Source organism: Bartonella sp. EBT8 (assembly GCF_055796165.1).
This window is the reverse complement of the sequence record NZ_JBTTDJ010000009.1, coordinates 20,532-42,551: the sequence shown is the minus strand read 5'-3', so window position 1 is coordinate 42,551 and position 22,020 is coordinate 20,532. Positions and strand designations below refer to the sequence as shown.

Annotated in this window: 16 protein-coding genes; 9 read left to right on the top strand and 7 right to left on the bottom strand. The window is 37.6% G+C overall.

From position 1 onward, the window contains the following. Window positions 1–14 precede the first annotated feature (14 nt). The 3 genes from pyrE to rpoZ form a co-directional block, all read right to left on the bottom strand. The gene (gene pyrE / locus AC0QT4_RS06365; RefSeq protein WP_473200885.1) at window positions 15–593 is read right to left on the bottom strand and encodes an orotate phosphoribosyltransferase; all 579 of its coding nucleotides are present in this window, start codon (window positions 591–593) and stop codon (window positions 15–17) included. Window positions 594–609: 16 nt separating this feature from the next. Continuing rightward, the gene (locus AC0QT4_RS06360) at window positions 610–2,835 is read right to left on the bottom strand and encodes a RelA/SpoT family protein (protein WP_473200884.1); all 2,226 of its coding nucleotides are present in this window, start codon (window positions 2,833–2,835) and stop codon (window positions 610–612) included. 106 nt (window positions 2,836–2,941) lie between these two features. Beyond that, complete coding sequence (rpoZ, locus tag AC0QT4_RS06355) at window positions 2,942–3,340, bottom strand: DNA-directed RNA polymerase subunit omega (protein WP_473200883.1); 399 nt, start codon at window positions 3,338–3,340, stop codon at window positions 2,942–2,944. 451 nt (window positions 3,341–3,791) lie between these two features. On the opposite strand from rpoZ, the gene AC0QT4_RS06350 reads away from it, so the two are divergent. Then, entirely contained in the window at window positions 3,792–4,460 is a 669-nt protein-coding gene (locus tag AC0QT4_RS06350; protein WP_473200882.1) for a uracil-DNA glycosylase, read from the top strand. Between the two features lie 40 nt (window positions 4,461–4,500). Here AC0QT4_RS06350 and smpB read toward each other — a convergent pair whose 3' ends face one another. Beyond that, entirely contained in the window at window positions 4,501–4,977 is a 477-nt protein-coding gene (gene smpB / locus AC0QT4_RS06345; protein ID WP_473200881.1) for an SsrA-binding protein SmpB, read from the bottom strand. 15 nt (window positions 4,978–4,992) lie between these two features. Further along, window positions 4,993–5,877, bottom strand: a complete 885-nt coding sequence (gene dapA / locus AC0QT4_RS06340; RefSeq protein ID WP_473200880.1) for a 4-hydroxy-tetrahydrodipicolinate synthase — start codon at window positions 5,875–5,877, stop codon at window positions 4,993–4,995. 242 nt (window positions 5,878–6,119) lie between these two features. On the opposite strand from dapA, the gene AC0QT4_RS06335 reads away from it, so the two are divergent. After that, window positions 6,120–8,231 (top strand): lytic transglycosylase domain-containing protein, encoded by a 2,112-nt coding sequence (locus tag AC0QT4_RS06335; protein WP_473200879.1) that lies wholly within the window; start codon window positions 6,120–6,122, stop codon window positions 8,229–8,231. A gap of 96 nt (window positions 8,232–8,327) precedes the next feature. On the opposite strand, the gene AC0QT4_RS06330 is transcribed toward AC0QT4_RS06335, so the two are convergent. Next, window positions 8,328–9,110, bottom strand: coding sequence for an energy transducer TonB family protein (locus AC0QT4_RS06330; protein WP_473200878.1), 783 nt, complete (start codon window positions 9,108–9,110; stop codon window positions 8,328–8,330). A gap of 237 nt (window positions 9,111–9,347) precedes the next feature. On the opposite strand from AC0QT4_RS06330, the gene AC0QT4_RS06325 reads away from it, so the two are divergent. The 5 genes from AC0QT4_RS06325 (at window position 9,348) to AC0QT4_RS06305 (ending at window position 15,683) form a co-directional block, all read left to right on the top strand. Continuing rightward, complete coding sequence (locus tag AC0QT4_RS06325; protein ID WP_473200877.1) at window positions 9,348–11,555, top strand: TonB-dependent hemoglobin/transferrin/lactoferrin family receptor; 2,208 nt, start codon at window positions 9,348–9,350, stop codon at window positions 11,553–11,555. A 268-nt stretch (window positions 11,556–11,823) separates the two neighbouring features. Continuing rightward, window positions 11,824–12,870 (top strand): hemin-degrading factor, encoded by a 1,047-nt coding sequence (locus AC0QT4_RS06320; protein WP_473200876.1) that lies wholly within the window; start codon window positions 11,824–11,826, stop codon window positions 12,868–12,870. Between the two features lie 16 nt (window positions 12,871–12,886). Further along, on the top strand, window positions 12,887–13,789 hold the full coding sequence (locus AC0QT4_RS06315) for a heme/hemin ABC transporter substrate-binding protein (protein WP_473200875.1): 903 nt from the start codon (window positions 12,887–12,889) through the stop codon (window positions 13,787–13,789). Between the two features lie 5 nt (window positions 13,790–13,794). Beyond that, window positions 13,795–14,892: a FecCD family ABC transporter permease gene (locus tag AC0QT4_RS06310; protein WP_473200874.1), complete on the top strand. Its 1,098-nt coding sequence runs from the start codon at window positions 13,795–13,797 to the stop codon at window positions 14,890–14,892. After that, window positions 14,889–15,683 carry a heme ABC transporter ATP-binding protein gene (locus AC0QT4_RS06305; RefSeq protein WP_473200873.1) on the top strand — a complete coding sequence of 265 codons (795 nt, stop codon included), beginning with the start codon at window positions 14,889–14,891 and terminating at the stop codon, window positions 15,681–15,683. The genes AC0QT4_RS06310 and AC0QT4_RS06305 overlap by 4 nt, the downstream gene beginning before the upstream one ends. A 784-nt stretch (window positions 15,684–16,467) precedes the next feature. Here the strand turns inward: AC0QT4_RS06305 and AC0QT4_RS06300 are convergent. Then, entirely contained in the window at window positions 16,468–17,448 is a 981-nt protein-coding gene (locus tag AC0QT4_RS06300; RefSeq protein WP_473200872.1) for a phage tail protein, read from the bottom strand. A gap of 1,788 nt (window positions 17,449–19,236) precedes the next feature. Here AC0QT4_RS06300 and thiC point away from each other — a divergent pair. Further along, the gene (thiC, locus tag AC0QT4_RS06295) at window positions 19,237–21,072 is read left to right on the top strand and encodes a phosphomethylpyrimidine synthase ThiC (protein ID WP_473200871.1); all 1,836 of its coding nucleotides are present in this window, start codon (window positions 19,237–19,239) and stop codon (window positions 21,070–21,072) included. After that, window positions 21,069–22,019 (top strand): FAD-dependent oxidoreductase, encoded by a 951-nt coding sequence (locus AC0QT4_RS06290; RefSeq protein WP_473200870.1) that lies wholly within the window; start codon window positions 21,069–21,071, stop codon window positions 22,017–22,019. The genes thiC and AC0QT4_RS06290 overlap by 4 nt, the downstream gene beginning before the upstream one ends. Window position 22,020: the final 1 nt, after the last annotated feature.

Here is a 22,020-nt window from a genome sequence, read left to right as displayed (position 1 = left end):
AAAGAGAAAGACAATTAAATATTCCGACTTCCTGGCTTAACTGCTGGGATTACAGCAAGCTCAGCAGGAAGAGCATCACTCGCGTAAGATGCTATCTCATATTCAGCAAGGGCAATTAACGGAACTCCAACATCAACCTTACCACCAGAACGATCAAGAATACATGCACTCGCCAACACCTCTGCCCCTGCTGCCACCATAGCTTCAACCGTCTCACGAATGGAAAGACCTGTTGTAACAATATCTTCAACAATCACAACGCGTGCACCCTTTTTGATTTCAAAACGACGTAACTCAAAAACACCATTTACACGTTCTACCCAAAGAGAAGGAATACCAAGGTGACGTGAAGTTTCGTACGAAGGAATAAGACCACCAATCGCAGGACCAACCACATAATCAACTTTTTCTTCAATCAATTTTTTGATTTTTTCAGCTAACCCACGACATAACTTCTCCGTCAAATCAGCATGCATGAATACTTTCGCTTTCTGCATATAAGTAGCACTATGACGGCCTGATGTTAAAATAAAATGCCCTTCCAGAATAGCATCTGCTTGTTTAAAAATATCAATTACATCTTGTGTATTCATCGTAAAATTCCTCTTCTTATCCATGAACGCGCCGTACTACACTAACCGAACCGGCCTCTTTTAACTGAGAAAAAATACGATTCAAATGTTTTAAATCCCAAACTTCCAGATCAATCATAATTTCTGTAAAATCCGGTGCGGTACAGATAAATGACAAATTTTGAATATTGGCATCATTAGTAGAAATCACTTGGGTAATTTCTGCTAATGAGCCTGGACTATTAACAGCTAAGATATTAACTCGAGCGGGAAAACGTTCACTCATTTGGGCATCAATATCCCAGCGGACATCAATCCATCGTTCTGGTTGATCATCATACGCCATCAAAGCCGAAGACTGTATCGGATAAATAACAATTCCTGATCCTGGTTGCATAATGCCAACAATCCGATCTCCCGGTACCGCTCCTTCAGGAGAAAAACGGACAGGAATATCTCCACGCGTTCCTCGGATAGGTAATGCTTTGGATTGACGTTTGTTGGCAATTGCATCCTTTTCATTTTCTGGAACTTTAAAAATCATCCCTTGAGCATTTTCAATGTTAAACCAGCCTTCTTCTCCAGGCTTAAAAGACGGTTTTTGTACAACACGATGATCTTGATAATCAGGATAAACCGCTTTAACCACATCAGCAGAAGGTAATTCACCACGCCCAACAGCAGCTAAGACGTCTTCCACATCTTTGCGTGCCAAACGAGGCAACACTTGCTTAAGAATATCCTTTGAAAATTGTTTTCCCATATGTTCAAACGAACGCTCGAGTATACGATACCCCAAACCTGAATATTGCTTACGAACAGCTGCGCGAGTTGCTCGACGAATAGCTGAACGCGCTTTTCCTGTTACAACAAGAAATTCCCATGCTGCTGGTGGAATTTGGGCTTGTGAACGTATAATATCAACCTCATCACCATTTTTTAATTTTGTCATTAAAGGCATAATACGACCATTGATTTTCACCCCCACACAAGAATTACCAATGTCTGTATGAACAGCATAAGCAAAATCAATCGGAGTCGCGCCTTTTGGAAAAGCAATCAACCGGCCCTTCGGGGTAAAACAAAAAACTTGATCTTGAAAAAGCTCAAGTTTTGTATGTTCCAAAAACTCTTCTGGATTATCCCCATCTGATAAAGATTGAATCGTTTGACGTAACCATGCATAGGCATTGGTTTCGCTTGATAACTTCGAAGTTGAATAATTGGAACCATGATCTTTATAAATAGAATGTGCTGCAACGCCATACTCAGCAACTTCATCCATAGCAGCAGTTCTAATTTGCAATTCTACACGTTGTCTCGAAGGACCTACAATCGTTGTATGAATGGAACGATAATCATTCTGCTTTGGTATAGAAATATAATCTTTAAAACGACCGGGTACCATTGGCCACGTCGTATGGATAACACCAAGAGCACGATAACAATCATTCACTGTTTCAACAATCACTCGAAAACCGAAAATATCCGATAACTGTTCAAAAGATAATGCTTTACTTTCCATTTTGCGAAAAACTGAATAAGATTTTTTCTGACGACTTTTAACATCTGCTTTAATCCCATACTCGAAAAAAAGCTTTGTCAGTTCATTTTCAATCCTAGAAAGCAAATCACGGTTGCGCTTCGATAATTCAGAAAGACGATTGGTTATCGTACGATAACCTTCTGGATTTAAATAAAAGAAAGAAAGATCTTCTAATTCTTCGCGCATATCTTGCATTCCCATACGACCTGCAAGTGGCGCATAAATATCCATTGTCTCCTCAGCAATCCTGCGACGCTTATCATCACGCATAACACCAAGAGTACGCATATTATGAAGACGATCAGCAAGTTTGACTAAAAGAACACGAACATCATCAGAAATAGCGATAAGAAGTTTACGGAGATTCTCTGCCTGTACTGCCTTCTTCGATACAAGATCAAGCTTATTAAGTTTTGTGAGCCCTTCAACTAACTTACCGATTTCAGAACCAAAAAGCTGATCAATTTCTGCTCGTGTAGCACTCGTATCTTCAATTGTATCATGTAAAAGAGCAACGGCAATCGTCGCTTCATCTAACCGCATATCTGTCAAAATAGCAGCAACTTCTAAAGGATGAGAAAAATAAAGATCACCCGAAGCACGCTTCTGATGAGCATGCTTTCGCATTGCATAATTGTAGGCTTTATTTAATAGAACCTCATCGACGTCAGACTTGTAACGTTGAACACGCCCAACAAGCTCACACTGACGCATCATACGAGCATATCCTTTATCTCTTTACAATTTCATCCTTATCGAACAAGAAAAATAACCGCTACCGCATGACAATCTCTATACGTTTTCATAATATAAATCGCTGCAATTAATAATCGTCACTTTTCTCCGGAACAACCAAACCTTCAATGCCTGCTAAAAGCTCTTCTTCTGACATATAATCAAATGAACCGTTCTCTTCTTCTGACGATGCTCCAAAAACATTCTCAGATTCACTTGAGTGAGAAATAAATTCATTTGCCACTTCTGGCTCATCAACTTCTACATGCTTTTGCAACGAATGAATAAGATCTTCTTTCAAATCAGCAGGTGATAATGTTTCTTCTGCTATTTCACGCAAAGCAACAACTGGATTTTTATCATTATCACGATCAACTGTAATCTGTGCACCCTGTGAAATCTGTCGCGCTCGATGTCCCGCTAAAAGTACCAGCTCAAAGCGATTATCGACTTTATCAATACAATCTTCTACCGTTACGCGGGCCATTTATCTCTCTTTCTTAAAGCTTAAAAAATTTCATAGTGGGTGTAGAGTATATACAATAATCAAAATAAAACACAAGAAAAACAACGCAAGTTTTATTTTTTGCTCAAAAGCTTATTAAAAAGCTTGGACGCTTTATAAAAGCACATTCCTTTGATAAACTCACTCTCTCTTCTATCAAGTTTATTAAAAATCTTTCTCAATAACAATAGTTTCATGAACACTGTTTATGATAATGATTGCTTATCAATAAGAAAGTTTTCCCATTAAATAGCATCTTCATTCCTATCTTAGCTATTGAATAATCACTCTTTAAAAATAATGAGCAGTAGCTTAATGGTAAACTCTGTTACTAAATAGTTCCTTTGCATTCATCATAGTTGTTTACAAAGACATAATCCGTCATACACTCTATAAACAAAATAATTTTTATAAAAATGATAAATGCCACCTCATGAATAGCCAATTAACATCACTTTGCCCAGAACCGCCGAAAAATTGCAATTTATGCCCACGCTTACATAAATTTATCTCTGAGTGGCGTGTAAAAGAACCAAATTGGCATAACGCACCGGTGCGTCCATTTTTTCCCTATAAAGGTGCAGCAACAACACGCCTTCTCATTGTTGGTCTTGCTCCTGGATTACGAGGAGCAAATCGAACTGGACGCCCTTTCACTGGTGATTATGCGGGACACTTACTTTATTCCACTTTAAAAAAATTCGGTTTTGCTCAAGGCACCTTCGAAGAAAGAGCAGATGACACTCTTGAATTAATTGATGTAGCAATTGTCAACTCAGTTCGTTGTGTTCCACCAGAAAATAAACCCACTGGTGCGGAAATTAACACTTGCCGGTACTTCTTTTCTCCTCTTCTTACAAATCTTCCCAAACTTAAAGCTGTTATTACCCTCGGGACTATTGCACATCATTCCACATTACGTGCTCTCAATGCAAAAATTTTGGCTCATCCTTTCGGACACGGAGAAATAAACAATATCGGAGGATTACGTATTTTTTCAAGCTATCACTGTTCACGTTATAACACCAACACTGGGCGTTTAACAGATGCTATGTTTCATCAGATTTTTGAAGCCGCAAAAACATATCTGGATCAATGCTGAAATCTTCAAAGTGATAAAAAAGACATCGAAATCAACTTTATCACCCATATCTTTTTAAAAGTCTTGCTTTTTCACGTCCCCAATCACGTTTCTTTTCCGTTTCGCGCTTATCATGAAGCTTTTTTCCGCGTGCTAAAGCAATTTCCAACTTTGCGCGCCCTTTTTCATTAAAATAAAGCTTGAGAGGGACAAGAGTCATTCCTTCACGAGAAGTCGCATTAAAAAATCGTTCCATTTCACGTTTTGAAATTAATAATTTACGCAAACGGCGTGGCTCATGATTAAAACGATTAGCTTGTGTATATTCAGGAATATAGCTATTTACGAGCCATAATTCCCCATTCTCAAAGCTTGCATAACTCTCAGCAATATTCGCCTGATTAGAACGCAAAGATTTCACTTCTGCTCCCTGAAGAACAACACCAGCTTCAAGATTATCAAGAATTTCATAATTAAAACGAGCTTTACGATTGTCAGCAATTATTTTTCGTACTGGCACGTTCTTTTTTTTGTTCATGGCTACAATATCATTTTATTCTTTAAGAAGACCCGCATGCTGCAAAGCCGCATCAATAATTCTCTTTGTACTCTCTTTTAGTGGAACAATCGGTGAACGAACAGAACTACCACAAATTCCTAATTTCACAGCAGCATATTTAATACCTGCAGGACTGGGTTCAATAAAGACTGCACGATTGAGAGGCATCAAACAGTCATTTAATTTAAGAGCTGTTTTATAATCACCACGCAAACAAGCAACTTGAAGCTCTGCACAGAGTTTTGGAGCAACATTGGAAGAAACTGAAATACATCCTACACCTCCATGTGCATTAAAACCTAACGCTGTACAATCATCACCGGAAAGCTGTACAAAATCTGTACCACACTTTTCACGTTGTTCACTCACACGCTCAATTTTGCTTGTTGCATCTTTAACACCAATGATATTTTTAAAATCCCGACACAGGTCTCTCATCGTTTCTACAGACATATCAATAACAGAACGACCAGGAATATTATAAATTATAATAGGGATAGAAATCGCTTTCGCAATAGAAGAAAAATGCGTGTATAAACCAGCCTGACTAGGCTTGTTATAATAGGGCGTGACAACCAAAACTGCATCTGCACCAGCTTTTTGCGCGTGTTGCGCAAGCTCTACAGCTTCACTCGTGCTATTTGATCCTGCTCCAGCAACAACAGGAATACGCTTAGCAACCTGCCCAACACACAATTCTATAACCCTCTTATGTTCTTCATGACTTAAAGTGGGTGATTCACCTGTTGTCCCAACAGGGCTAACACCATGAATACCTTCCGCAATCTGCCACTCAATAAAATTGCAAAATGCTTTCTCATCAATAGCGCCTTCATCATCAAATGGTGTGATAAGCGCGGTCACAGCTCCCTTGAGCATGATAAACTCCCTATAATGTTCTCTTTATTTTTTTAGCCTTTAAAATTACTAATGATAGAGCATAATCTTGCTCTCTCATTGAAGCAAGATGAATTTCACAATAACTCTTACAAGATTTAACATGCTTCTCCTTCAATTCAGAATATTTCTCTAAAGTATCAGATTACATTAACCCGTTTTTCATGCTTGTGCGCTAAAAACTCTTGAGTGTTTCCAAAAAGCGAGGTCTCTAGGTTTTCTCTATGCGCACACTCTCTCTGCCCTTTTTTGTACAAATCCTTACTGTACTTATACTGGAAACAACAATTTTATTTTCAAGTTCATGGGCACAAACACGCCTTTCATATGGGAAAGCACCAATTCCTCTGAAACGTCCTACCTCTGTTGTCATAAAAAAAGAAGTTCAGAAACCCCTTAGACAGTTTCATATGCTTCCACACAATCCCCCTGCATCCAGTAATGATTCTACTCTCAAACAACTTAAAACTGGTTTAGATGCACTTTTAAACAACAATATTGCAAAAACAATAAGCCTTCGTAATTCAATGGAAAAAGATAGCCTTGATCGTCAGATTTTAACATGGGCAATCGGTATATCTAGCCAAGCCAATGTACCAAGCTCTGAAATCTTTAATGCAATCAAAGAGCTAAAAGGATGGCCAGGCATAGATATTATGCAACGTAATGCTGAACGTGCTTTTATTAATGAAACTAATTCCGTACATGTAATCATCCAAAAATTTTCTCATCATCTCCCTCTCACAGCAAAAGGTATGGCAATATACGCTAAAGCACTTATTGCAACTGGACAAACCACCCGTGCTCGACAAATCATTGCACCATGGTGGCATAAAGAAAAACTTAATGCAAAAGAAGAAGAGCTTATTCTTAAAAGTGCGAGAGTTGCATTAAAACCTATCGATCACCTGCAACGTATGAAATTTATGCTTTATGCACATCGTTTCGATTCCGCTGAGCGCGTTGCAAAGTTAGCCCTTGCTCAATCTCTTTTCAACGCTTTTGTTGCCGTTGAAAAAAATGATCCTAAAGCTGCAGAAAAATTACGCGCTGTGGAGAAATCATGGCAAAAAGATTCCCTCTTACAATTTGCTCGAATTCGCCATCTTCGGCGAACTGGGCAATATAATGTCGCTGCAACACTCATGATGAGAATACCAAGAGATGTATTAAAACTTATGGCTCCTCATGCATTGTGGAAAGAGCAACGTGCGCTTTCTCGCGAAATGCTTGATTTAAACAAACCTAAAATTGCTTATCAACTCGTTACCACACACCCTAGTATGCCCCCCTCATTGGCAATCGATGCTGAATTTCATGCAGGATGGTATGCATTACGGTTTCTTCATGATCCTAAATTAGCAATGCACCATTTTTCGCGTATTCCTCAATTATCTTCTACACCTCTTTCTGCATCCCGTGGATACTATTGGATGGGACGAACAGCAGAAACTCTAGGCGAACAGAAAAATGCTCAGAATTATTTTCAGCGCGCTGCTCATTTTGGAGCAACTTATTATGGTCAATTAGCATTAGCACATCTTAACAAAAAAAAGCTCGAAATTCCTTTTCCTAAACCAACAGCCAATGAACGACAACGTTTTAGCACACGTAATACTATTAAAGCAATTCAACGCCTCGAAGCAGCTGATTATGCTTATTTAGCTAAAATCTTTTATAGAGAACTCGGTAAAAAAATAGAAAGCCCTGGTGAATTAGCTCTTCTCACTGTAATGGCAGAAAAAAATGGAGACTATTATACCAGTCTCAAAATCGGAAAAACTGCTGTGTTTCAAGGGAAAAATGTTGGTGCACTTTCCCATCCTATAGGTGCTATACCAGCCTTTGCCAATGTTTCTGCCGCAAGACAAGCACTTGTTTATGCTATTGCGCGCCAAGAAAGTGAATTTAATCCAACAGCTATATCAAAAGCAGGTGCACAAGGTATCCTCCAATTACTGCCTACAACAGCAAAAACACTTGCAAAAAAATATTCAATCCCATGGTCTTCAAAAAAACTGAGCAGTGATTCCAGTTATAACGCCACATTAGGAACCTATTTTCTCAACGAGCAATTGGAACGCTTTAACGAGTCCTATATATTGACCCTTATTGGTTATAATGCAGGCTCCCGTCGTGTCGATGAATGGATCGAACGTTATGGCGATCCTCGAAGACAAGCCCTTGATAAAGTTATCGACTGGATTGAACGTATTCCTTATACAGAAACACGTAATTACGTGATGCGTGTCATGGAAAATTATGAAGTCTATAAAGCAAGGCTTACTGGAAAAATAGACATAAAAGCCGACCTTCTCTCTGGACGTTTGAAATAATATCACTTGTCTATCCCAAAGCTGTCCACTCTCGTTTTTCAGCTCACAAACCATATCATCACGGAAATTATAAAATAGAGGAAAATTAAATAAAAATCAGCTAAATATCAATGATACTCTGATGATTTTGTTTACCTTTGATAATGGAGGAGGAGGAAAAGATCCAACGCGATGAAGTGCCACCATAGCTAATCGATCAAGTTCCGGATCACCAGCAGAGATGACAATACGACTAGAAAAAATACTCCCCTGCTCACGCACTCTAAATTCTAACTTTACCGTTCCTTTTGCACGACTGATACGCTGTTTTACAACATATTCTTTTTGCATTTCTAATTGCGCCTGTACTTTTGCTAACCATTCTACTAACAAAGCATCTTCAAGTGCCGCTGTATCACCGCCCTGACTGCTAGTAGACGAGCGCACTGCCTTCATCGTCAGGCGTTTGACCATAGCCTTTCGCAGCGGTATTGGTTTTTTATCGGGCACTCTACGTTCCACTTTTTGAGGAAGAGGCTTCTCCAAAGACTTGAGAACCGCAAAATCATCTTTTTCTACAATATTCTGAGGCTCTTCGGGTTGAACCTTATCCATTGCTTCTAATCTCTCTGATTTCTGCTCTAAAAGATCAGACTGCAACAGTTCTGATTCTGAACTAACATTCGATAAATCTATATCAATATCGAAAGAATCTGTGTCAACATCCGGCTCTACAGTCTCTTGTACAAAAGACAGCAGAGCTGTCGGTGAAAGTACGCCATTGCTTACACCGGTACTGTAAAAATAAAACCGTGCTGCCAATGCTAGATGCAAAGAAAAAGCGCAAATAAACGCACCAATCCAAAGGATTAATAACCGCCTCGTATTTTTTAAAATCATAGTTTTTTCAATCGCTATTCTAAGCCCAACATTTGTGTTCAAGTTTAATTAAAACAGGCTATTTTGAAATTGCAACTTTTTTCTTGACTGATTTTATCATGTTTAATATGGTCTCTGTGTGGTTTTTTGCTTAATTAAATCACTTTTACTTGGCTGGCTAATTTACCATCGGTGAATCAAGCGTTTTTATAGTTTTAAGCGAGAGAGGGGATGTTTAAGAAAAGGTTAAAATGTGTTATGCGAATAAGACAAGAGAATATTCATAAAAGCTGCGTGATTTTAAGTGCGCTGTCTGTCTTTATACCTTCATTTGTTTTTGCACAAAGCAATGAAAGAAGTTCTATAACTGAGCTCAAACCAATTGTTATTAAAGGAAAAAAAACAGAGGGCAATTCAGGTTCAATAACCATTCTAACCGATCGTAAAACTGCTAAGGATATTGATGAAAAGCAAATAAGTGATGTCCATGAAATTAGTCGTCTCGATCCGTCCATAGCTTATAACTCAGAAAAGAAGAGTTTTGTAATTCGTGGTTTGAATGGAAGCCGTGTTCTCACAACAATGGATGGCATTGTTCTTCCGTGGCTTAGTGATATATTGCGTGATGATATGATGCGTGGAAGCACTGGGACTACCACCACGGGAAATGCAGCTTTTGATTTTAGTAGCGTTTCCACATTTGACGTTATTCAAGGGTCGGATTCTAGTCTTTATGGGTCTGGTGCACTAGGGGGTGTCATCGCTTTGCGTACTCTTAATCCTGAAGACCTTATCACTGAAGAAAAGAATTGGGGGAGTCTTATAAAAGGTGGTTATCATTCCGTTGATAATAGTTGGCGCATAAATCAAGCTTTTGCTGTGCATGCTCAACAAACATTTTTGCTCTTCCAAGGCTCCCATGAGCAAGGAAATGAGCGTAAAAATATGGGAACTATAGAGGGATATCAAGAACGTACACGTAAAAATCCCGCTTATTTTGACCAAAATAATTTGCTTTTTAAAATTCATCAGTATTTCAATGGAAAACATCGACTTGGTTTTACAGCGGAACGCTTTGATTATAATAAAAATACGCATTCATTAAATATGAGCGAAAGATACTCCCTTGGTTCCGTTTATAATCAGGAAAATAAACGCCGTGAGCGTCTTTCTCTTTCTTATAATTATAATGGCAATGGAGATACGCTTTTTGATGCATTTCACGGGCAATTTTATTGGTTAAAGCAATCAAATAATGATACTATGAGCGGGGTTCGTGTTAAAGCGCCAAAAGGAGATTATTTGGCAGATAATCTTGTGCGCAATACCAATTATGGTTTAAATGCTCACGCTTTTAAAAACGTGAATGTTAGCACTGTAAGCCATATATTAAAGCTTATCACTAATGTTTCGTTATCTCAATTTCATCATTATTTGTTAGCGAGAGATAATTGTCATTTGGAGGAAAATGCACAGGGATGTCTCTTTATGCCTGCTAATAGATCAGACTCACCAGATGCGAGGAGCTACAATTTTGGTTTAGCTTTTGAAGATGAAATTGGCTTTTCCCATAACCGCTTCCGTGTAACACCTGGTGTTCGTTATGATTGGTATAGGCATATCCCTCAGAAAACCTCCGCTTATGAGAAAGCTCTAATTTCTGACAAATTTCCTCCGGAAAGAAATGGTTCGCATTTTTCTCCTAAATTACGGATGGAGTGGGATGTTCGTGATCAAATAACGCTCTATGCTCAATGGGCGCAGGCTTTTCGTGCACCACGTGTTTCAGAGCTTTACGTCTCTTATATCAAACCCTCTGCTTATTACGTGAAAGGAAATCCTGACCTTAAGGCAGAAACGAGCAATGGATATGATGTTGGTATAAAATATGGAGATAAGAACTTTGGTGGTTCATTCAACGGCTTTATCAATCAATATAAGAATTTCATAGATACTATAGATAAAGGGCCATCAGAAGAGTTTCGGTTTGCGCGTCGGCATTACATGAATCGTTCAAATGTCCGGATTTTTGGTGTTGAAGCAAAAGTACATCTAGCTCTTAAGAGTGGGTTGCATAGCAATTTTGCCCTTGTCTATTCGCAAGGAAAAGATCTTGATAAAAATGAAACTCTAAGCTCAATTCCACCTTTGAAAACAGTTGTTGGATTGGGGTATGCAAAAGAATTTTGGGGAGCAGATGTTGTACTCACTTCCTCTGCAAAACGTGATAAAGCTACTAAAGAATCTAACTATCCCAAAATTCCGGGATATAACATTGTTGATATCTCAGGGTGGTGGAAACCATTTGGTGAAAAAGGATTTGTTATGAGAGCTGGTGTCTATAATCTCTTCAATACAAAATATTGGAATGTATCTGATCTTCCTGCAAGTAAAAGTGCAACACCAGATGATTATTATAGTCAACCTGGGCGTAATTTTAAGGTGTCGTTCGTACAGAAATTTTAGTCACTTTCTTAACTATTAGATCAATATAAAATTTTATCAGTAAAGGAATGAATTATCGTGTTTCTGTTATCATTGTTCTTTAAATTACAATGACTTGAAAGAAAATCTTTCATTCTTCCTAATTGATCGGTTTTTGGTTGTTATGCTGTTAATAAGAGCGGCTTTGTTTTTTGAAAGGTTGAATCACTCATTGAGAGTGGTTCAACTTAATATCTTAGAATTATAAAATTTTGAAAATTAACTCTCTAAAATAACATAAGGAAAGCCCATGTCATTATATACAGCCGAAATGATTCTTCGTTTGCGTGAAGAAAAAAAAGAAATGCGAAATCGTGATTTTGCATTCTCTCTTGGTATATCTGAAGCGGAACTTATTGCTGCTTATTGTACAATCGGAAAAGCCAAGAGACTAGAAGCTGATGTTGCTATACTCTTAGAAAATGCTCCTAAACTTGGAACAGTTATGGCATTAACACGTAATGAGTACGCTGTTCACGAAATAACAGGACGTTTTGAAGAGATTGTTCAAAGTCAACATATCCCAATTACACTTGGTGAAATCGACTTGCGTATTTTTCCAAAACAATGGAAATTTGGTTTCGAATATGACATGGTTGTTCTTGGAAAACCTACGAAAAGTTTGCAATTCTTTGATCAAAGTGGTGTTTCTATTTTTAAACTCTATCCTACAGATACGACAAATATGGAAGAGTGGAGCAAACTTGTTGATAAACTTCTTCGTGAAGATCAATCCCCTGTTCTTGAGATTCTTCCTGCTCCAACTTCAGCTCCATATGATATAGCACAAATAGATATTGAAAAATTCCGAGATCGTTGGCGGAAAATGACCGATGTCCATCAGCTTCATAAAATTATTTCTGAACTAAAAATTAATCGACATGATGCTGTGAAATATGCCGGTAGTGAATTTGCTGATGAATTAGGGGGGGACGCTATTGAAATTATGCTCAATAAAGTTGCACAACAAGAAATCCCAATTATGTGCTTTATCGGCAACAGAGGTTGTATCCAAATTTTCAGTGGAAAAATAAAAAATATTAAGCAAATGGGGCCTTGGATTAATATTCTTGATCATAAATTCGATATGCACTTGTTGCTTTCTGGAATTGATAAAGTGTGGCATGTTCGCAAACCTACGAGTGATGGTTATGTCAGTTCTCTTGAAGTCTTCGATAAAAAAAGTGAGATGATTATTCAATTCTTTGGCCTGCGAAAGGAAGGCCAAAAAGAACGTGAGGATTGGCGCTTTTTATTGAATAGTTTGCCCTCGTATAGAGAAACAGCAATCGCTTAAATCAAGGTGATATCATATGCTTACACTTTTTTTGCATAAACTACTAAAATTTTTCTTTATTTTTATATTGTTTTCTCTTTCCATCTTTTCTCAACCAGTAACGGCTGAACCTACAACGCAATTTTCTAAAAATGCACGTATTGTCTCTATTGGCGGCTCTCTTACAGAAATCGTTTATGCATTAGGAGCACAAGATCAACTTCTTGCCCGCGATAGTACAAGCGTTTATCCGCAAGAAGCGCTTAAACTTCCTGTCCTTGGGTATATGCGTGCTCTTTCACCTGAAGGTGTTTTATCACTTGCTCCAGAAGGTGTTTTATTAGTTGAAGGAAGCGGTCCACCTTCAACAATTGAAATTCTAAAAAAAACGTCAATCCCTATTGTGATTGTGCCAGAAAACTATTCCCGCGAAAGTGTTATAGAAAAGATACGCCTCGTTGGTAAAGCCCTTCATCGTGAAGCAGAAGCAGCGACATTAATTAAAAAAATAAGCAATGCATTTGTGGATAATGATGCTCTTTTGGCAAAAGTAACAAAACCAAAGCGTGTTCTTTTTATTTTCTCCGTACAAAATGGGCGTGTTATGGCTTCTGGAACAGATACAGCTGCCGATGGTATGATAAAACTCTCAGGTGGTATCAATGCCATCAACGATTATAAAGGATACAAGTTACTGAATGGCGAAGCATTAATGAAATCAAATCCTGATGTTATTTTACTTGTGAAGCATGGTGAAAAGTCCACTAACCTTGAAAAGATTTTAGCTATACCAGCAATTCAAGCAACAAATGCAGCAAAAAATCATGCTATTAAACAGATGGATGTTATGTATCTTTTAGGGTTTGGTCCACGCACCGCAGATGCATCAAGAGAACTTATTAATATGCTTTATAGTGCAAATCAAAATGGTAAGAGCTGATAGAAATGGTCGATAGTCCATCCCTAATGTATACACCTGAAACAAAAGAAAATAAAAACATAGAACGTGCGAATTTGAGAAAGATTGTATTATTAAGTCTTATCATATTCCTCATCTTTAGCATTTTTGCTGGAATTTTGAATGGCCCTTCAAACATTTCTTTCTTTGATTTTCTTCATGTAATGCTTACCAAAGAGTTTTCCATAAGCAGTAGAACACGTGATTATCTCGTGCTTATCGACATTAGGCTTCCCCGTATTCTCTTAGGATTATTGATTGGATCAGCTTTAGCCGTCTCTGGTGTGCTCATGCAGGGGCTTTTCCGTAATCCTCTTGCAGATCCTGGAATTGTAGGCGTATCAGCAGGTGCTGGCCTTGGCGCTGTTTTAGCAATTGTTATAGGCATTGCCTTTCCTGCTTCATTAACGCCTTTTCTAGAACCTTATAAAGTTATCATAGGTGCTTTTTTTGGTGGACTTCTTTCAACAATTGTCCTTTATATAATAGCAACCCATCACAGTTTTACCTCTATTGCAACAATGCTTCTTGCAGGTATTGCTCTTGGTGCTTTAAGCAGTGCGGTTGTGGGAACACTTATTTTTATCGCAAACGACCAACAACTCCGTGATATTACTTTTTGGAATCTTGGCTCTCTTGCAGGTGCCACATGGTTAAAAGTTTGGCTTATTCTCCCTTTTATCTGTATTGGTCTTCTTTTTTCACCCCTTTTATCGCGAGCACTTAACGCTCTTGCTCTTGGAGAAGCCGTTGCTAAACATATTGGTTTTAATATTCAATGGATTAAAAATGTTGCTATTCTCCTTGTTGCCCTCATGTGTGGTAGTGCGGTTGCTATTAGTGGGGGCATTGGCTTTATCGGTATTGTTGTTCCTCATATTTTGCGTCAGCTCATTGGTCCAGATCACCGTTATCTTATCCCCTGCTCTGCTCTATTGGGCGCAGCGTTACTTATTTTTGCTGATACCTTCGCACGCTTAATTGTTGCTCCAGCAGAATTACCAATTGGCATCGTGACAGCACTTTTTGGTGCTCCTTTTTTCCTGTGGATTCTTATATGCAAAAGGGGAACAGAATTTTCATGATTGAAGCAACCAATATTTGCGTTCAACGCGGCAAAAAACAAATTCTTAATCATGTCGACCTTCAAGCGAATTGTGGTGATCTTACCATCATTATCGGTCCTAATGGATCTGGGAAAAGTACTTTCATTAAAGCACTGAGTGGAGAACTTTCCTACAATGGGAAAATAACCTTAAATGGTTATGATGTTCGTCAGACAAAAACTTATGAAATGGCAAAAATGCGTGCAGTGCTCCCACAATCAACAACACTGGCATTTCCATTCCTAGTCCATGAAGTTGTAGAACTTGGTCTATCTGTAAACAAATTTACTTTTACCAAAATTGAATTACAAAATCTTACTCAAAAAGCTTTAGATCGTGTTGGACTTGCTAACTATAGCAAGCAATATTATCATAAATTATCAGGAGGAGAACAAGCTAGGGTGCAACTTGCTCGTGTGCTTTGCCAAGTTTGGAAGCCCGTTGATAATGGAATTTCTCGTTGGATGATCTTAGATGAACCTATTGCTAGCCTTGATATTCAACATCAGCTTGTTGTGATGGATATTGCTAAAAATTTTGCCCGTTGTGGTGGAGGTGTTCTTGCCGTTCTCCACGATCTCAATCTTTCCTCACATTATGCAGATAAAATGATATTGCTAAAACAAGGAAAGGTTCATTGTGAAGGAAATGCCTCTACCGTCTTGACAACACAAAATATACGCGATGTTTATCATTGTCCTTTAATCGTTTCTGAATTACCTAAAGCGGATATTCCATTTATATTACCTCAAACGGTATCCTGCCTATAAAATAATCGGTTTATTCTGAAATCTTTTTTCTTAAATCAAAAAACTAAACTCCCTAGCAAAGTGAAGTACACAAATGTGTGTAGAAATCATCTTTTTCATAAATGAACGCTTTTCTGTATCGTGATACACTATTTTGGAAGGAACTCAGCCCCCTCTCTTTAGTTCATAGTACCTTCACGCGTAACTTTATAATGTTGTTTTCTCATAATAGTCATACACTTTAGCTGTTGTTATAAATAGAAAAAATATTGATTTGTAAGAAAATATATCGCCCGCCTTATCTTGAATTATAACAATGAATAGAGTCATTTTTTTCCCTTGTTCTTATGCAAAATCATTTATTGGCACTTCACAAGAGGGATTGATATAATACATAGAACTTATTTGAAAATGAACTCAAGAATGTCTCTTGTAGACTTCATAATGTAAAGAATATGTCTTTCATCATACCATTTTTCAAACAATGTAAGATATTACAAATAGGATTCTTTTTACTATACATTGAACAGTAGTATAATTCCTCTTAAAAAGAGCTTAAAAAAAACTCTACCTTCAAACTTTTTAACAACAAATTTTTGATAATCTTTACATATTTTCTCTCTACGATCAGGAAGTTCTGATTGAATATACTTCCAGAACACTTCAAAAATATTTATTAATACTCTCAAATATTTTATTAATGAGAGGTGAACTTTTTATTACTTGCATAAAAAATAACGCGGAATGACTCCGCGTTAACAAGAGCATCAAAATAGTTAGATTAGTCGTCACCACCTTATAATCTTCATGATTTTATAGCATAAACAACAGTGATATTAACAGGTCGTGTTTCTCTCTCACCTGTTGGAGAAATGGTTACCTTGTGCGTGTGTGCACCTGCCGATTGCGTCATCCCTGTAATGATTTGATACTGATAACTTGGGTTCCTTCTGCCAAGATCATCAGCACCCCGTGCAACTCCGTGATACTGAAAATTGTGTGTATGTTCACCTGCACTTTCAATGGTAGAAACATGCGAATGTGATTTTATGCAATCTTGCTGTTCATGTGCAAATTGTCTATTTGCGTCTAGACCACGGCCATCATCAAAGCCACGTAAAAACATCCCTCTAAAGTCAGGAACTTTAAAGGTTGTATCATTGTCTTTTCCCCATTTATCACCTATTGCCTTGAATAACTGCGGATAATCTTTGCGCCTATAAGCAGTACCATCGCATAAAAGCCAGCCATTTGGTATTTCTTGCATAGCAAATGTAGCAATAAACCCTGAAGGAAAAAGTTCTACTTTCGGTGGTGGAAGAGGTGTGGGATTCAATAAAAACCAACCCTCACGATCTTTCATTGAAACATCAGCACTATATACCATTTCATAAATACCATCTGTTTGTAGCTCTCCACCTTCTAATGGTATAACACCGGTATTTGTCGCTTTATAGAGTAGCTTTTCTCCTATGTTATTAACGGTTATTGTTGTCGTACCAATGTTTACACCACGAGACTTAAAACGTATGATAATATCATTTTTGTATTTCTCTATAGGCGAAGCTGTCTTCAAGGTGATAAATGTTTTTTTATCTTCCACATTCACCATAAAACTTGAGTCAATAGAGCCACCACTATCTGCAAGATATTCACGCACACGTTGCATCATCGCTCGTGCACTATCATTGACAGAACTAGGTGGCTGCCCCTCTGCCCAATTAATGATACTATCTGAATTAGCATTTTCATCAGCCTTTAACGACCAATCATAAATATTAGACATTATAATCCCCCTCAATAACTCTTCTGGAAATTTCTTTTCTTTTTGCTGATCTCTATGAAGCAATCTTTCCTCATAACAAATGCATCAATTAAGAGTGATAAGACTGTAGATACATACCCAAAATCTGGAAAAACGCTATCATTAGTCGATACAGCATTTCTGCTGTACCCATTTGTGATTTGTTTTTCTCTTTTATTCTTCCCCCAATCAAATGAATTCAATCCACTACATTTTTAATAAAAACGGCACCCCTGCTTTGCGTTACTAATGCAATCACTTCCTTTGGTAAGACTCGCCTATTATTATCTCGCTGTAATTATGCAATTATACTTTGGAATCTTCTGTTTTCTTGTAAAGTTTACAAGATTATTCATAAAATCCCTTGCTGTGGATTTAACATGACTGCAGTCGGAGGAAGTTACCTATTGATAAAATAAAAAACTCATTGATGAACTTGCGCACTTAATAAATCCTGCCATATCTGCTAATACCCTCGGCACTTTTAAATGCTTTATTCTACAATATCTTAGTATATACTAATCCTTTTCTCTATCAGTCTTAGAAATTATGCAAACAATAGAGATCTTTTAATCGGTATTTGCAAAATTTACAGAGCTTGTTTTGCATCATCCTTGCAAATAAACTATGACTTCAGTTGATTTTTTCTATACCACACAAGCTAAAAAAATTTACTTTACGCTCTCTACCCTCCCCATCGCATTTTCATCTGCACAGAAAAACCTTTTCAAACAAAACTCATTTGTAAATTTACCCTGAAAACTGTTTTTACTGAATAAAGACCAACGTTCTTAATTGAATAGCTTCTGCTTTTAATCTAACGCATAGCAAAGGATGTCTTCAAGACAGCCAATTACCCCACAATTTAACTCAATAACGTAGGAATTATATCTAAAAATACTAAAAAATGCATAATATATTCATCAAAACTGAAGAATATAAACAATTTCTTTAGATTAACTAAAAACCGTAAAGGCTGCTCCCCCTATAAACGTAAACCACGGCTCTCCAAACACCCGCTTACGTAGTTGCCTTCTCCCCTATTAATACTTAGCAGAGCTACCCTTATATATATTTTATTACATACAGATTTTTTTTGCAAGAGCAATAAACCATGCTGAACAGCACTTTGGCATTATTCGTCTTTTTTTCTTCCTCATCGTAATATCAGAATCAGTATTCGCCAAACTATTTGTTCACCGCTCCTGTCTTATAAAACCAACATTCTAATCATATTAAAAATAAAATGATTACGTGAGATAAAAGTGATAAAATACTAATCAAAAATTTGTTAGAAGTATATTAAAGTTAGGAATAGGTAAATAACATAACTTAAGCTAAAAATTAAAACAATATACAAAAAGTGATAAGCATACGTTCTATCATTTTAGTCATAAATTTTTACTCTTCCTATTCTTTTCTTTATAAAAAACTTTAGTATCTAACTTTCAACTTCATAGCACCTGTTTTCATTCTCCAAAATACATAAAAATCGTTCAAAACATATCTTTACGATTGACAATATAAATATTTAAGCACAACCATAGTTACGCTAACAGAAAGCCTTTAAGTGGGGGATAGCACGAATATTATGAAAGAGATTGCATCATTTTTTTCAATGAAGCTTTTTGATTTTCATTTAATATATCTTGGTATGAAGGTGATCTTATATGTTCTCCTTAATGTGGGCATACCTGATTAAGACTTTGAATATTTCTCCATTAACATAGCAATCTGTTTTTGAACCATATGTTTATAAGGAAAAAATTTATGCAGAAAAATATTCCATCAATCAGCTGCCCCCCCTTTCCTTCCTCACGTAAAATTTACCAACAAAGTCCTGTCTTTTTTGATGTCCGTGTCCCATTGCGTGAGATTTTATTGACCGATGGCAGTGGTGAGGAACCTTTGAACACCTACGATACTTCCGGCCCATATACCGATAAAGATATGAGGATTGACATTACAAAAGGTTTACCAGCAATTGGTTCATCTTGGCTCTCTAAACGTGCTGATACTGAGCCTTATCCTGCGCGCGCCATTAAACCTGAAGATAATGGGTTAACCTATGATCCTTCCCCTATCCCAATCTTTGAACAAAAGCGTCCTATTTTGCGAGCAAAAAATGGCAAAGCAATTACGCAAATGGCTTATGCTCGTGCAGGTATTATTACCGAAGAAATGGAATATGTTGCTATACGAGAAAATGAAGGACTTGTGATACACGATCAGAAAAAAGTGCAATCAAATAAAAACTTTAATAATGCAATACCAGAAGTGTATACTGCCGAATTTGTTCGCAATGAAATTGCCTGTGGACGCGCTATTATTCCTCAAAATATCAATCATCCAGAATGCGAACCAATGATTATCGGACGCAATTTTCGTGTTAAAATTAATGCTAATATTGGCAATTCAGCCGTTACTTCATCAATGGCAGAAGAAGTCGATAAAATGGTTTGGGCTATTCGTTGGGGAGCAGATACAGTTATGGATCTCTCAACAGGGCGGAATATTCACAATATTCGTGAGTGGATTATTAGAAATTCGCCAGTACCGATTGGAACAGTTCCTCTTTATCAAGCGCTCGAAAAAGTACAAGGTATTGCGGAAAATTTAACATGGGATATTTTCCGTGATACACTCATTGAACAAGCAGAACAAGGGGTTGATTATTTTACCATTCACGCAGGATTAAGATTACCTTTTATCCCTTTGACTGTTGATCGGGTAACAGGTATTGTCTCACGTGGTGGTTCTATTATGGCAAAATGGTGTCTTCATCATCACAAAGAAAGTTTCCTCTACGAGCATTTTAATGAAATTTGTGATATCGCACGCACATATGACATCTCTTTGTCATTGGGAGATGGACTGCGTCCTGGCTCTATCGCCGATGCCAATGATGAAGCCCAATTTGCTGAACTTAAAACTTTAGGAGAATTAACAAAAATTGCTTGGGAAAAAGACGTCCAAGTTATGATTGAAGGCCCTGGACATGTTCCAATGCACAAAATTAAAGAAAATATGGAGCAACAATTAGAGCTCTGTCATGAAGCACCTTTTTATACTTTAGGACCGCTTACCACTGATATTGCTCCTGGTTATGACCATATTACATCGGCAATTGGTGCCGCTATGATTGGATGGTTTGGAACAGCCATGTTGTGTTATGTAACGCCTAAAGAACACTTAGGACTCCCAGATAAAAATGATGTTAAAACTGGTGTGATCACCTATAAAATTGCCGCCCATGCCGCTGATCTTGCCAAAGGTTTACCTCGGGCACAATTGCGCGATAATGCTCTTTCGCGTGCACGATTTGATTTTAGATGGCAGGATCAATTCAACATTTCTCTTGATCCAGATACAGCCTGTACTTTTCATGATGAAACAATGCCTAAAGAAGCCCATAAATTGGTGCATTTTTGTTCCATGTGTGGGCCAAAATTTTGTTCCATGCGTCTTTCTCATGATATTCGTGATGCAGCAACAATGAGAAAAACAAAAGATGAAGGGATGATTGTTATGTCTAAGAAATATCAAAAAAATGGTGATCTTTATATAGATGCCCTTCCTGCTCAAAAAAAGAGTGTCAACAGTTGAAAAATATTCTTATCAAAGGCGCAGGTGTAGGAGGGTTAACAATTGCCTCTATGTTACAACAAAAAGGTGTTGCTGTTACTCTCTCGGCCCCTGCTCATTCTCCTATAGGGACAGCCAGTTGGTATGCGGGAGGAATGCTAGCACCTTACTGTGAAAGAGAAAGTGCCGAACAAATTGTTGAAGACCTTGGTATACAGGCTATAGATTGGTGGGACAAAACGCTTCCCAATCTTGTTATACGACAAGGGACTCTCGTTGTCGCACCTATACGCGATAGGGTAGAGCTTGAACGATTTTCAATGCGCACACATAATCATAAAACTATGAACCGTTCAGAGATAGCTCAGCTTGAACCTGATCTTGCTGAACGCTTTAACTCTGCACTTTTCTATGAAAAGGAAGCACATTTTGATCCTCGCAAAGCACTGATGGCTTTAAAGGAAAATCTTATAAAAAATGGGGCGTGTTTTGTTGATATAGAAATATCTGAATCAAATTTTGATATTGTTATTGATGCAACTGGAATAGCGCGTTTAGGAAAAGATAAAAATATACGGGGTGTACGTGGAGAAATGCTTCTTGTCCGCAGTACAGATATTAAAATTTCTCGACCAATTCGCCTCCTTCATCCACGCATTCCTCTTTACATTGTTCCTCGGCAAGATAATATTTTTATGATTGGAGCAACAATGATTGAGAGTGATTTTGATGGTGCCATCTCTGTGAGGTCAATGATGGAATTACTCAATGCGGCTTATACCTTGCATCCAGCTTTTGCCGAAGCGGAAATTATTGAATCTGGCGTTGGTATACGACCATGCTATCCTGACAACTTTCCTTCTGTGTATAAACATGGTAATTATATTTCTATTAATGGATTTTATAGACATGGTTTCCTTTTATCTCCAGAGATGGCAAAACGAGCAATGAAGTTGGCATTGGAATAAA

Bases quoted from the DNA above. Each gene is read 5' to 3' on its own strand.
- smpB (WP_473200881.1), bottom strand. From the start codon at position 4,977: ATGAACAAAAAAAAGAACGTGCCAGTACGAAAAATAATTGCTGACAAT.
- rpoZ (WP_473200883.1), bottom strand. From the start codon at position 3,340: ATGGCCCGCGTAACGGTAGAAGATTGTATTGATAAAGTCGATAATCGC.
- pyrE (WP_473200885.1), bottom strand. From the start codon at position 593: ATGAATACACAAGATGTAATTGATATTTTTAAACAAGCAGATGCTATT.
- AC0QT4_RS06320 (WP_473200876.1), top strand. From the start codon at position 11,824: ATGTCATTATATACAGCCGAAATGATTCTTCGTTTGCGTGAAGAAAAA.
- AC0QT4_RS06305 (WP_473200873.1), top strand. From the start codon at position 14,889: ATGATTGAAGCAACCAATATTTGCGTTCAACGCGGCAAAAAACAAATT.
- AC0QT4_RS06300 (WP_473200872.1), bottom strand. From the start codon at position 17,448: ATGTCTAATATTTATGATTGGTCGTTAAAGGCTGATGAAAATGCTAAT.
- AC0QT4_RS06310 (WP_473200874.1), top strand. From the start codon at position 13,795: ATGGTCGATAGTCCATCCCTAATGTATACACCTGAAACAAAAGAAAAT.
- AC0QT4_RS06350 (WP_473200882.1), top strand. From the start codon at position 3,792: ATGAATAGCCAATTAACATCACTTTGCCCAGAACCGCCGAAAAATTGC.
- AC0QT4_RS06330 (WP_473200878.1), bottom strand. From the start codon at position 9,110: ATGATTTTAAAAAATACGAGGCGGTTATTAATCCTTTGGATTGGTGCG.
- dapA (WP_473200880.1), bottom strand. From the start codon at position 5,877: ATGCTCAAGGGAGCTGTGACCGCGCTTATCACACCATTTGATGATGAA.
- AC0QT4_RS06315 (WP_473200875.1), top strand. From the start codon at position 12,887: ATGCTTACACTTTTTTTGCATAAACTACTAAAATTTTTCTTTATTTTT.
- AC0QT4_RS06325 (WP_473200877.1), top strand. From the start codon at position 9,348: ATGCGAATAAGACAAGAGAATATTCATAAAAGCTGCGTGATTTTAAGT.
- AC0QT4_RS06360 (WP_473200884.1), bottom strand. From the start codon at position 2,835: ATGATGCGTCAGTGTGAGCTTGTTGGGCGTGTTCAACGTTACAAGTCT.
- AC0QT4_RS06335 (WP_473200879.1), top strand. From the start codon at position 6,120: ATGCGCACACTCTCTCTGCCCTTTTTTGTACAAATCCTTACTGTACTT.
- thiC (WP_473200871.1), top strand. From the start codon at position 19,237: ATGCAGAAAAATATTCCATCAATCAGCTGCCCCCCCTTTCCTTCCTCA.